Origin of the sequence: Paenibacillus xylanilyticus (assembly GCF_013359935.1) — a bacterium.
GTDB lineage: Bacteria > Bacillota > Bacilli > Paenibacillales > Paenibacillaceae > Paenibacillus > Paenibacillus xylanilyticus.
In genome coordinates this window covers 84626-97897 of record NZ_JABMCB010000177.1, presented here as the reverse complement: position 1 = coordinate 97897, position 13272 = coordinate 84626, and the positions used below count along the sequence as shown (strand labels likewise).

The 13272-nt window shown below is 46.7% G+C and carries 11 protein-coding genes; 10 read left to right on the top strand and 1 reads right to left on the bottom strand.

Features of this window, described 5'->3' with window-relative positions; all coding sequences use genetic code 11:
• The first annotated feature begins 2 nt into the window (after nt 1-2).
• The 9 genes from nagZ to HP552_RS11515 all read left to right on the top strand — a co-directional run bounded on the left by nagZ (nt 3) and on the right by HP552_RS11515 (nt 11366).
• Nucleotides 3-1592 carry a beta-N-acetylhexosaminidase gene (gene nagZ, locus HP552_RS11555; RefSeq protein ID WP_175395619.1) on the top strand — a complete coding sequence of 530 codons (1590 nt, stop codon included), beginning with the start codon at nt 3-5 and terminating at the stop codon, nt 1590-1592.
• 253 nt (nt 1593-1845) lie between these two features.
• Nucleotides 1846-4107: a stalk domain-containing protein gene (locus HP552_RS11550; RefSeq protein ID WP_175395618.1), complete on the top strand. Its 2262-nt coding sequence runs from the start codon at nt 1846-1848 to the stop codon at nt 4105-4107.
• 370 nt (nt 4108-4477) lie between these two features.
• Nucleotides 4478-4942 (top strand): Fur family transcriptional regulator, encoded by a 465-nt coding sequence (locus HP552_RS11545; protein ID WP_175395617.1) that lies wholly within the window; start codon nt 4478-4480, stop codon nt 4940-4942.
• Nucleotides 4943-4944: 2 nt separating this feature from the next.
• Nucleotides 4945-5196, top strand: coding sequence for a membrane protein insertion efficiency factor YidD (yidD, locus tag HP552_RS11540; RefSeq protein ID WP_175395616.1), 252 nt, complete (start codon nt 4945-4947; stop codon nt 5194-5196).
• A 414-nt stretch (nt 5197-5610) separates the two neighbouring features.
• Entirely contained in the window at nt 5611-7662 is a 2052-nt protein-coding gene (metG, locus tag HP552_RS11535; RefSeq protein ID WP_281366035.1) for a methionine--tRNA ligase, read from the top strand.
• A gap of 319 nt (nt 7663-7981) precedes the next feature.
• Nucleotides 7982-8941 carry a metal ABC transporter solute-binding protein, Zn/Mn family gene (locus HP552_RS11530; RefSeq protein ID WP_246310853.1) on the top strand — a complete coding sequence of 320 codons (960 nt, stop codon included), beginning with the start codon at nt 7982-7984 and terminating at the stop codon, nt 8939-8941.
• Between the two features lie 56 nt (nt 8942-8997).
• Nucleotides 8998-9756 (top strand): metal ABC transporter ATP-binding protein, encoded by a 759-nt coding sequence (locus tag HP552_RS11525; RefSeq protein ID WP_175395613.1) that lies wholly within the window; start codon nt 8998-9000, stop codon nt 9754-9756.
• Between the two features lie 46 nt (nt 9757-9802).
• Nucleotides 9803-10606 (top strand): metal ABC transporter permease, encoded by an 804-nt coding sequence (locus HP552_RS11520; protein ID WP_175395612.1) that lies wholly within the window; start codon nt 9803-9805, stop codon nt 10604-10606.
• A 46-nt stretch (nt 10607-10652) separates the two neighbouring features.
• Nucleotides 10653-11366: a cytochrome c biogenesis CcdA family protein gene (locus tag HP552_RS11515; protein WP_175395611.1), complete on the top strand. Its 714-nt coding sequence runs from the start codon at nt 10653-10655 to the stop codon at nt 11364-11366.
• A gap of 103 nt (nt 11367-11469) precedes the next feature.
• On the opposite strand, the gene splB is transcribed toward HP552_RS11515, so the two are convergent.
• On the bottom strand, nt 11470-12540 hold the full coding sequence (gene splB, locus HP552_RS11510; RefSeq protein ID WP_175395610.1) for a spore photoproduct lyase: 1071 nt from the start codon (nt 12538-12540) through the stop codon (nt 11470-11472).
• A 220-nt stretch (nt 12541-12760) separates the two neighbouring features.
• Here splB and mntR point away from each other — a divergent pair, with 220 nt between their 5' ends.
• Entirely contained in the window at nt 12761-13189 is a 429-nt protein-coding gene (gene mntR, locus HP552_RS11505) for a transcriptional regulator MntR (protein WP_175395609.1), read from the top strand.
• Nucleotides 13190-13272 lie beyond the last annotated feature (83 nt).

Here is a 13272-nt window from a genome sequence, read left to right as displayed (position 1 = left end):
ACATGAAATCGGTACAATTGACGCTGGAACAGAAGGTAGGCCAGCTGTTTATGTGCGGCTTCCATGGACAGGAAGCGGATGCACAGATCACCCGATTAATTCAGGACTACCATGTTGGAGGCGTCATTTATTTCAGACGTAATGTGCAGAGTGTGGAACAATTGACCCGTTTATCTGCAGAACTGCAAAGGATGGCCGCGAAAAACGGTGAGATGCCGCTTGTGATCTCGGTGGATCAGGAGGGCGGCATGGTTGCCAGAATTGATAAGGACGGGGTTACAAGAGTGCCTGGAAACATGGCTTTAGGGGCCACAGGCAACCCGGACTACACCTATCAATGTGCACGAATTCTGGGTGGTGAGTTAAAACAGATAGGAATCGATATGAACCTTGCGCCAGTCGTTGATGTGAACAATAACGTTCTCAATCCGGTCATTGGAGTGCGATCCTATGGGGAGAATGCCGAAAGAGTGGCCGCTCACGGTGTGGCAGCCATTACGGGTTACCAGTCCCGTGGCATAGCAGCCACAGCGAAGCATTTTCCAGGGCATGGAGATACTGCAGTGGATTCTCATCTGGGAATGGTAACTGTTCCACATGAACGGGAAAGACTGCAGCAGGTCGAACTGCTGCCGTTTCGCCGGGCCATTGAGGCGGGTGTGGATGCCATTATGACAGCACATGTCATTTTCCCGGCGATCGAACCTGAGCCCATTCCCGCCACATTATCACGTAAAGTGTTACATGGATTATTACGCGAAGAAATGGGATTCGAAGGAATAATCATTACGGATTGTCTGGAAATGCATGCGATCTCCAAACCATATGGGGTAGCAAAGGCTGCTGTTCTTGCTGTGGAGGCAGGCGCAGATTTAATCCTGGTTAGTCATACCCTTGAGGAACAGATTGCTGCTATAGAGGCAGTAGTTGAAGCGGTTCGTCATGGGCGAATTGACGAGCAGGTCATAGACCAAGCGTTGGAGCGTGTCGTGAACTGGAAGCAAAAACGCTGTGGTCATCAACCGAGTGAACGAACAGATATGCCACATTTGTCTCCAGCGGCCCCGGGTGAGGCATTGTTACATGAAATCGCATGCCAGAGCATTACCGTGGTGCACAATGACGGCTTGCTGCCATTAAAACCCGAACAGGGCGTATTTGTTGTATGGCCCGAAGTTGTGCAGCGAACAGAGGTGGATGAACCGTGGTCCCATTCGGATTCGCTCGGTAGGGTACTCAGTCAATCCAGAGCTCATGTCCGAGAGCATAAAATGACGACGCAGCCGTCTTATGAAGAGGCAGACCGAATTCTGCAAAATGTGCTAGAGGGAGAGCAGGTCATCGTATGCACCTATACCTCAACAGGTTATCTTCCCAAGGGTCAGCGCCATCTGGTTGAGCGGCTGAGCGAGAAACATTCATTGATTGTCATTGCGCTGCGTAATCCCTATGATCTGCTGGAAATTCCCCGGCCAGGAGCCTATGTATGTACATACGAAAACACGCCTGCTGTGGTACGTGCATTATCGCTTGCCATTACGGGAGAGCTGGAACCAAGTGGAAGCCTGCCAGTCCGATTGAGTCAACAGTAATGTAGGGCAACCTTTTTGCTATGTGGTTTTAATATCCATATAGTGGAAAGGTTTTTTTGTTGAAAACAGGGAGAAATCTATGAAAGAGTCCTGTAATGATAACTAACTATTTTCATAGTGTTTTCGTTCTATTAAAACTTTACATTTCTTATCAAATATTTTTAGCAACTTTTCCCGGTTACATGCGTCTAATAGTATGACTTTTTGAGGGGGATATTTATAAAATGGGAGCAGAAGGAGCCAAAGAAAAAGAATGAATCTGAAGAAGAAATTGTCCATACTTACCGCTTTAGCTGTTTTTCAAGCGTTTGCAGTCATTCCTGCGAATGCACAGGCAGCCGATCAGAGCGATTCGACACCAGTGAATACAGCCAAAGTTAAATCCGTTGAGGTTGTGAAAAAAGAACAAACCATCGCGGAATCGGAAGTGAAGAATCAAACTGATACGCAGTCTTCCGATGACGAAACAACCGAGGTAACGGACCCGGAATCAACAGAATCAACAGGTACAGATGTTGCTCCGGTTGATCCTGCAGCGGAACCTGCTGAACCTGAAGATGCAGAAGATACTACAGAAGAAGAGACGCCAGCACCTACGCCAGTAGAGGTGGAGCAACCTTCCACCAGTGGTCAATCTGTAACGGGAACGAACGGTGGAGACCTGACACTGTACATGAACAGCAATAAAATGATGCAGGATGGAAAAACGTATCTTGCCGGACAGCCGATGGCTGTCAAGAACGGTGTATCTTATGTAGCGATCCGCGCATTGGTTGACCGGGTTGGTTATGAAGTGAAATACGATAACACCACCAAGGAAACGATCATTATTAGTGGCGAAGATGAGCTGCGTTTCAAAACCAACAGCAAAATTTACACCGTTAATGGTGAAGAAAGAACGATGAAGGGCGCTGCTTATCAACAAAAGAATACGTTCATGGTGCCGCTGACTTCGATTACTCAGGCATTGAACATTACTTATAAAGTAAACCAATCCGCCAAAACGGTTGTACTGAACCTGAATACCAAGCCGGTAGCCAGCTTCACGGTACAAAAAGAAATTTTTGCCGGAGATACCGTGACTTACATGACCAATTACAGTTCCCCCAAAGGACTGGAGATCGTGGATGAGCGCTGGACTGGCCGTCAGGATTCGTTCGACCAACCAGGTACATATACGGTAACGTATGCTGTCCAGGATTCAAGTGGTCAATGGAGTGATCCGTATTCTGTAACGATCCAGGTCCAAAAACCGAACCTGCCTCCTGTAGCGATGTTTACTACAGATAAAGAAGAATACAAAATGGGTGAAAAGATCACTTACATTGATCAAAGCACGGACGATGTGAAAATCGACAAAACAGAGTGGGATAATAACGCGCTGGCATTCTTTGTCCCTGGACCGAAGACGATCACAATCACCGTTACAGACGAACAAGGTCTGAGTAACAGCTATTCCAAAATCATCAATATAACGGGTGAAACATTGTACACCCTTTCTGATTTTAATCAGTTGTTCACACCAGTAGGTGACAAATTCACCTTTAATGGTGGAGAAGTCCCAGCCATGGAGAAAGTACCGTACACTTACTACGATGAACAAAGCAATCTTATTCGCAGTAACAGTCCGGAAACCGTGAATACAGAAGGCATTGTGTACAAAGAGTCTTCCATTGGTCAGACTCGTTTCATGATTCACCACGTGAATAACACGGGCAAAAGAGTAAAAATGTATGTTATTGCAACAAATAACAACCCATATACGGCAGTATTCGAACAACAGAATATGGGCTTCGCGGGGCCTACACCGTATGCTACCGTAGCCGGTAAATTGTCTATTGATAAATGGTTCAAGTCGATTCAGACCGGAGCCGATCAAAAGAAAGTGTATATTGAACCTGGAGAAAGCAAACTGATTTTGACTGAACTAAATGCAATTCCGATGAAGGAAGGTCAAGTCATTTCCCTGTACTCCGACGTATTCAGTGATTACAGACTGGATTACAACATTATCATGATTGAAGAAAATAAAGATCCGATGGAAGTTTGGTCCACGCTGCCTGTATTGGATCGGGATGGTGTTCATAACCGGGGTACATACCCGAATGCAACACGTGTCATTACGTATAATCAAGAAGTAGGTTCGAAGCCTTCCCGCCTTCCGCTTGGTGATAACGCAAGTGATCCAAACCTGGTCGGAACTGACCCTATGGCATACACAGATGCTTCCAACGCGGGTAACTTCGGTGTACTCTACAAAATCACATTGAATAATGTGGCTCCACGTACTCTGATCTCGTTCAACCCACGTGGTGGTAAGTACTCGGGTGTGGCACTCGTTAATGGTCAGGTTGTTCAGATTGCGACTGGAAAATCGCTGAGTGCGCCGAATGAACAAGGTGTACTTTATCGCACTGGGTCGTATGGTGAAAGTGTAACCATTCTGTTCTCTGCTGCACCAGGAAGCAATCTTCCTGTCAACCTGCTGTTTACACCGCTTCCGGCTGAGAAGTAATCATCTCCTGGCAACAAGGAACGGACGGTTTGGAGTGAAAGCTTATATCTTATATACCCGGTCACCCCAAAAGTCGCCCGAAGAAATGATCTTCTGAACCGTCAGAGAAGGACTCCATGTGAATGGGGTCCTTTTTCATGATCCTGACGATGATTCGTGCGCTAGCCCTTTCGTTGACTCTAATCGGGATTTGAGGCATTATTAGAAGTAGAATAACAAGCATAAGTTACAGCATTTTGCATCATTCGATTCCACAGGTTAAGTGGACGAAAGATTTGGACGTAGAACCATTCCGATCCGGTTCTTGCTAATTTGAAATCGCTCTTTGGATTTATGCTAAATGCTCGTATGACAGGAGGTGCTTTAAGTCATGCTATCAACAGAACAGATTATTAATACCATGTCCTCACAGGGACTTCGCATTACGGATCAGCGGAAAACACTGGCCCGGTTATTTGCTGAATCCCCTGGGTATCTTGCACCCAAGGACGTCTATGAATATATGGGTAAGACTTACAGCGGACTGAGTTTTGACACGGTGTACCGGAATTTGCGTGTGATGCAGGAATTGGGTGTGCTGGAGCAGGTCATCTTCGAAGATGGTGTAAAATTCAGAGCGCATTGCAGTGAAGATCATCATCACCATCATATGATCTGTCTGAATTGCCAGAAGACCTATCCGATCGTTTTTTGTCCGATGCAGCTGGCAGATGCCCCAGAGCAGTTTCAGGTAGTAGACCATAAATTCGAAGTTTTTGGGTACTGCAAAGATTGTGCTGAACATGTTCCGGCGAAAGTGTCATCTGGGCATCAGCATACGCACGGGAAACATTAAGCATGAAGTTATCCCGCAGACTGGTTCAGGCACCCATTCGGGTATACCGGAACTATATTTCTCCCCTGAAACCACCTACGTGTCGCTTTTATCCGACTTGTTCGGCTTATGCGATGGAAGCAATTGAGGTCCATGGAGCTTTGAAAGGTTCACTGCTGGCGGCCAAGCGTATTGCCAAATGCCATCCGTTTCATCCAGGAGGCGTTGATTTGGTTCCGCCCAAGGCAGAGAAATCGGTCATGGTATCCGATTAGTGGTGGAGCTGTAATCTTCTCATGACATGAGTGAATGGAAAGAGTACTAGGTAGCTGCCGACTTGACAAAGAGGGCAGCATTTCAGTATATTTTTCGTATAATGATTTCCAGTGAAGGGATAAGTACAGACACACCCCCAGTGCAGAGAGCCGGATAAGCTGAGAACCGGTCTGGGAGGAGGATGGAATATGGTCCCGGAGGAACCTCTTCCGAGCGTGCAGGCGTTGAATTCAGACACTGTCGTAAGGCTGGGGCGTGATCCAGCGTTAATGGGCGGTCGAAGGACCGGCAGAGCCTGTGGTTTGCAAAAAGCACGGGGAATTTGGGTGGTAACACGTGAGATCAACTCTCGTCCCATAGGGGCGGGAGTTTTTTGTGTTCTTTTTTAAAGAACGCGCAAAGAAGCAGGACAATTGAAGGAGGAGAAGTCATTCATGACGGACCAAAAAACATTTTATCTGACAACGCCGATTTATTATCCGAGTGACAAATTGCATATTGGGCATGCGTATACAACGGTTGCTGGTGATGCCATGGCTCGTTACAAACGTCTGCGCGGTTATGCGGTGCGTTACCTGACGGGAACAGATGAGCACGGACAGAAAATTGAGCGCAAGGCGCAGGAAAAAGGACAAACGCCACAGGCATTTGTAGATGATATCGTAGTCGGCATCAAGGATCTGTGGAACAAGCTGGACATCTCCAATGACGACTTCATTCGTACAACAGAAGAACGTCACAAAACAGTCGTACAGGATATTTTCGATCGCTTGCTCAAGCAGGGAGATATCTACAAGGGCGAATACGAGGGCTGGTACAGTATCCCGGATGAGACCTATTATACGGAAACTCAACTGGTTGATGTGGAGAAAAACGAAAAGGGCGAGATTGTTGCTGCCAAAAGTCCGGATAGCGGGCATCCGGTAGAGCTCGTCAAGGAAGAATCCTATTTCTTTCGCATGAGCAAATATGCAGACCGTTTGCTGAAATACTATGAAGAAAATCCTGGGTTCATTCAACCGGAATCACGCAAGAATGAGATGATCAACAACTTTATTAAGCCGGGGCTGGAAGATTTGGCCGTTTCGCGGACGACTTTTGAGTGGGGCGTTAAGGTTAAAGGCGATCCAAAGCACGTTGTATACGTCTGGATTGACGCGTTGTCCAACTATATTACAGCCTTGGGTTATGGTTCATCCGATTCGTCGCTGTATGACAAGTTCTGGCCTGCGGATGTTCATCTGGTGGGCAAGGAAATCGTTCGTTTCCATACGATCTACTGGCCGATCATGCTGATGGCGCTTGACCTTCCTTTGCCGAAAAAAGTATTTGCACATGGCTGGTTATTGATGAAAGACGGCAAAATGTCCAAATCGAAAGGAAACGTGGTTGATCCGGTGACCCTGATTGACCGTTATGGCCTCGATGCACTGCGTTATTATCTGCTGCGCGAAGTTCCATTCGGTTCGGATGGTACGTTCACTCCGGAGAGCTTTGTAGAACGCGTAAATTCGGATCTGGCCAACGATCTGGGGAATTTGCTCAATCGCACGGTGGCCATGGTGGATAAGTATTTCGAAGGCAAGGCACCAGCATTTACTTCAGGTGTAACCGAATTTGATGCTTCGCTGGAAGAAGCGGGCCTGGCAGCTGTGGACAAAGTCGAACAGGCGATGGAAAATCTGCAATTTTCCGTAGCCCTGACTGCGATCAGTCAGTTTGTTAGCCGCAGTAATAAATATATCGACGAGACACAGCCTTGGGCTTTGGCTCGGGATGAAGCGAAACGGGATGAGCTGGCTTCCGTCATGTCCCACCTGATTGAAAGTCTGCGTATTGCTTCCATCCTGCTGCAGCCGTTCCTGACCCGTGCTCCGCACAAAATCTGGGAACAGCTTGGGATTCAGGAAGGCGAACTTACGGCTTGGGATACAGCGAAGCAGTGGGGTGTCATTCCAGCTGGAAACGCCTTGCAAAAGGGAGACCCAATCTTCCCGCGTCTCGATTCGGAGCAGGAGGTTGCGTATATTGCTGAAGCGATGACAGGAGGCAAAAAAGCGGAACCGCAAGCTGAGACCACTCAGGCTGATGCAGGAGATTCTGCCCAAGCATCCGAACCGGTGACAGCACCAGAAGGCAAGGAAGAGATCGGCATAGACGATTTTGCCAAAGTGGAACTGCGTGTTGCACAGGTTATCGCCTGTGAACCGGTCAAAAAAGCGGATAAATTGCTCAAATTACAGCTGGATCTGGGTTATGAGCAGCGTCAGGTCGTATCGGGGATTGCCAAATTCTATTCCCCGGAAGAGATGGTTGGACGCAAAGTCATTTGCGTAACGAATCTCAAACCCGTGAAATTGCGTGGCGAGTTGTCCCAAGGCATGATTTTGGCGGCTTCTCATGGGGATCAATTGACACTGGCTGCGGTACCGGACAATATGCCTAATGGTGCACAAGTAAAATAAGTCAGTCTAATATAAGACATCTGATAGATTAGAAGGTGGCCCGATGAATCGGGTCACTTTTTATTTTCTTATGGATAAGCGTGCTAATAACGTGAGAAAACAAGCATATACTGTTATGAACTCTGTGCTCTCGGGGAGAATGAATAGAGGTGGATCGCTTGACATCCGCGTTCAGGTTACCTATAATTCTTTCAGTAATGTTTACGATTAAGAGATGCGGAGTGAAGCAATAGTGAAACGGTATAATGAAACCAATCAAACCAACGGTACTCGGATACAACATACTGGCAGAAGCAGAATCAAGTGGTTATGGAGCAGCATGCTGATTCTCAGTTTGTTGGTATTGTCAGCGTGTGGACAGGGGAATTCGGAAAGTGCCAAGATCGTGGAAGGCAAAGTGAACGTAGTCACGAGTTTCTATCCTGTCTATGCATTTACCACCGCCATTGGTGGCGAAGACGCGAACGTTATCAATTTGCTGCCAACCGGTGTCGAACCCCATGACTGGACTCCTAAAAGCCAGGATATTGTCAACACTTCCAAAGCCCAACTGTTTCTGTACAATGGTGCTGGCCTTGAAGGCTGGGTGCCTAACTTTCTCAAGTCGCTTAACAGTGATACACAAGTGAAGTCTGTTGCTGTAAGTGATGGGGTAAGTCTGCTGACCGCTGAAGGCGACGATGGACATAATCATGACGAAGAGCATGAAGATGAGCACGCGGAAGAGGAAGCAGGCACAGAAGATGTGGCAGATCATCATGTTGACCCTCACACGTGGGTTAGTCCCAAGTCGGCATTGGTTATGGCAGAAAATATTAAAAACAGTCTCGTTGAAGTAGACCCTGATCACCAAGATGGTTACGAGCAGCGTTACGAGGAACTGCGTACCAAACTTGAAACACTGGATCAGCACTTTACGGACGAATTGTCAAAGGTCTCCAACAAGGAAATCGTTGTATCCCATCAAGCTTTTGGATATCTCGCCCGTGATTATGGTTTAACCCAGCACGCCATTATGGGACTTTCCCCGGATGCAGAACCAACAGGTCAGGACATTGTGAATTTGTCCAAGCTCGTGAAGGAAGAGGGCATCAAATACATTTTCTTTGAAGAGCTGGTATCTGACAAGCTGGCCAAAACATTGGCAGGGGAAGCAGGCGTGGAAACCATGGTACTGAATCCGGTTGAAGGATTAACCAAGGAGCAGGCAGCCAATGGGGATGATTATTTCACCCTGATGGAGAAAAATTTGCAAAATCTGCTGATCGCATTAAAATAAGATAGACTGAAGGATTCGCTCTGCAATCCTTATATATAATGAAGGGCGGCTTTGCCATGCAGCAAATCATGCCACTATGTCATGATCCAATCATAGAGATTGAGAAATTATCGTTCTCTTACGGTGACCAGCGGGTGATCGAAAATCTTGATTTTATGGTCAAGGAACGGGATTTTGTCGGAATTATCGGTTCAAACGGGGCTGGAAAAACGACATTGCTGCGCATGCTGGTTGGACTTTTGCCTCCAGCGCAGGGAGATATCAAATTGTTTGGACAGTCGATTCGCAGATTCAAGGATTGGGAACGAATCGGATATGTCCCGCAAAAAAATGCGTTCAATCCATTGTTCCCTGCAACCGTACGGGAAGTGGTCATGTCAGGCTTGTATAACAACAAGAATATGTTCCGCCGAATGACACGCAAATCTCAGCAGCAGTGCACAGATGCACTTGAGGTCATGCGTATTGAAGATCTGGCGAACAAACGGATCGGACAATTGTCCGGGGGGCAGCAGCAGCGTGTATTTTTGGCACGTGCGCTCATTAATCACCCGGATTTGTTGATTTTGGATGAACCAACGGTGGGGATTGATGCCGAGTCTCAAGCGAGTTTCTTTGAACTCATCACCCACATGCATGAACACCACCGGATGACATTTCTGATGGTTTCGCATGATATGGACCGGATGGAAAATTATCTTGGTTCAGAAGCGGCTGTTACCAACGGTAAAATTAACTTTCATGTTCGTCATTCACATGAGGTGGAGGATTGTGCCGAGACCAATTTGCAGCATACTACTGCCCAGGTACGATAAGGATATTGTACAACTAGATTAGACGAGGCTGAAGGAGTCGTGTGTTTTGGAGATTTTGATGAGTGATTTTTTTCAGCGGGCACTGGCAGGGGGATTGCTGATCGGGATTACAGCTCCGCTTATTGGACTGTTTCTGGTGCTGCGGCGGTTATCCATGATCGGGGACACCCTGTCGCATGTGACCATTGCCGGGGTAGCTCTCGGTTTTTTAATTGAGGTTTATCCGATTGCGGTGGGTCTTATTTTTGCCGTGCTCGCATCCTTTGCAATAGAAAAGCTTCGCAAGGCATATAAAACGTATGCAGAGTTATCGATTGCGATTATTATGTCCGGTGGTGTTGCACTGGCTTCGTTGTTCTTCACACTGGGCAAAGGATATAATACGGATGTAATGAGTTACCTGTTCGGCAGCATTTACACACTCGACTCTACAGATTTGAAACTGGTTGGTGTGGTGACGTTGATTGTCGTTGTCGTGGTAGCGCTGTTACATAAGGAGTTTTTCCTGCTCAGTTTTGAGGAAGATGCGGCGGCAGTTACGGGGCTGCCCGTACGATTGCTCAACATGCTGATTACGGTGATGACGGCTCTGGTCATAAGTACAGCGATTAAAATCGTGGGTGCACTGCTGGTGTCGGCACTCCTAACCATTCCAGTAGCGGTAAGCCTGTTAATGGCACGCAGTTTCAAATCGGCTATTATTCTGTCTGTAGTCATCGGGGAGATTGCAGTAGTGATTGGTTTGGTGGTTGCAGGGATCTGGAATTTGGCTCCAGGAGCAACGATTGTTCTATTGCTTATCATGATGCTGATCCTTACGATGATAGGAAAAAAAGGGTTCCGAGCCTAAAGAGTAAACGTGTGCAAGTGAGCCCAGGAAGGGAGACAACCGCTTCATGCCTGATGTTAATGTGTGGCTGGCTTTTGTCGCAGGATTGGCTTCATTTATATCACCGTGCTGTCTTCCGCTCTATCCTTCATATCTGTCCTACATCACGGGAATGACAGTACAAAGGTTAAAAGATGATCGCAACCAGCGTGAAGTCCGGCTTAAGACGTTAACGCACACGCTGGCGTTTATTTTGGGTTTCTCGGCAGTATTTTATTCGCTGGGACTGGGGGCAGGGTTGTTCGGGCGCTTTTTTAACGATAATCGTGATTTGATTCGTCAGCTCTCGGCTATTTTAATTATGTTGATGGGCTTGTTCCTGTTAGGGGTATTCAAGCCACAGTTTCTGATGAAGGAACGCAAGCTGGATATGAAATGGAAACCAGCGGGGTACCTGGGTTCGTTTATTTTTGGGATAGGCTTCTCGGCTGGATGGTCACCGTGTATCGGCCCCATTCTGACTGCAATCATCGCGATGGCAGCGAGTGAACCGACAACCTGGTTGGCGTTAATTACTGGCTATACGGCTGGCTTTGCCTTACCTTTTTTCATTCTTGCTTTCTTCATTGGTTCCACTCGCTGGATCTTACGTTATTCCAATGTCATGATGAAAGTCGGGGGAGCACTGATGCTGTTTCTGGGTGTGCTGCTGTTTACGGATCAAATGACGAAAATCACCATATGGCTGCAGCAGATTACACCAGATTGGATGATTATCTAGCGTAGAAATAAAAGCAGGCTACATGAAGGCCAGAGAATATTCTGACCCATGTGACCTGCTTTTTTGATCGCTACCTTTGATAAATTCGATATGTTGTCAGTGCTTAGGTGAAATAATCAATATTGGCTAACGGAAAATGTTCGAAAATTTGCTCGGTGATGAACTCGCGCAGCGCGTCCTGCTGGTCATCCTTATACACATATTTATATTGACCCCAGCGTCCCCATTTCATCTTTCTTTTCTCGATGTCCATTTCGAGTTTGGTTTTGGGGTACCGTTTCTCAATCGTTGCTTTCGCCGTTTTGGTAAAACGATGCTGAATCATTTCAAAAGTAAGATCCTTCGTTGCTTCTTCCGGTAGGGTATCGGCAAGCTTCTGCAGAAGCTCGGCGTATCCTTCCTGCCAACCGTCATACCACATGATCGGAGCGATAATAAACCCTAACGGATACCCGGCATGTGCAATTTTGCCTGCAGCTTCAATTCGTTCTTCAAATCTTGAAGTGGCAGGTTCGAAGTTTTTAATGACATAATCCGAATTGACGCTGAACCGGATACGGGTATGACCGTTATGTTTGATGTTTAATAATGGATCCACATGATGATACTTTGTCACAAAGCGCAAACGTCCGTATTCCTCATTCGCCATAAACCGGATCAGATCACTCAAATTTTCAGTTATATGTTCGAGTCCTACCGGATCGGAAGTACAGGCTGCTTCAAATCGGGTAATCTCAGGCGCACGTTCATCAATATACCCTTTGGCTGCCTGAATGATCTCCTCGGTGTTTACATATACCCTGACATAAGGCTTGGCTCCGAGCGTGGTTTGAAGATAGCAATAATGGCAATGGCCCATGCATCCTGTGGAGATCGGGATGGCGTATTCGGCTGAAGGTTTCGACTGATCGAATTTGAGTGTTTTACGTACACCTACAACCAGGGTACGCTTCGCCATGCGGTATTTTTCTTGTTCCGTTTCACCAGGAAGATTGGTAATCCGGTTATGGGAAGTTGTCATCTGATACGGGATATCCTTGGATGTAACCCATTCCATGATCCGTTTTCCCTTCTCATATTCCAGCGCACCGGGTTCAAAATAGACCAAATCGGGAATAAAGGGTTTAGTGCCTTTTGCTTTGCGAACCGGGGGCTGAGCTACGCTTGTACTCACGAAATCACTCCTTTCAATACGAAACCTTGCTTAGTTTGCCTCACATGGGTTTAAGTCACGCTTGGCAATACTTTCGTACAGAGACAGGAGCATGGATGTGTTATAACGTACATAGCGATGGATTCGTACAAGACTTGCCAATGCGTATTGATAACATGTATCATTATAAGATAGGGACCAGGCAAGAATATTGCTGGTCAGAGAGAAGAGAGGGAAGCAGATGCCAACGCCCAGTATGGAAGATTATTTGGAGCGTATATACAAATTGATTGATGAAAAGGGCTATGCTCGTGTGTCAGATATAGCTGAAGGATTGGAAGTGCATCCTTCATCGGTGACCAAGATGATCCAAAAGCTGGACAAAGACGAGTACCTGATTTACGAAAAGTACCGTGGGTTGGTGCTTACTCCAAAAGGGAAAAAGATGGGGAAACGTTTGATGGAGCGCCATCATCTGCTTGAACAATTTTTGACAACCATTGGTGTTCAGGAGGAGAATATCTACAAGGATGTGGAAGGCATTGAGCATCATCTGAGTTGGGACTCCATTACCTGCATCGAGTCTCTTGTGGAATATTTCCGTCAAGATGAAAATCGGTTGCGTGATCTTCAAAATATTCAGGAACTCATGAGTAACACCGAATCCTGAGGCAGCACAGGACTTTTGCTTTTGTTCCTATTGTGCGGCAGAAAAACAAAAAAACAGAGGGTGTATCTTTGTCGTTTGTACAT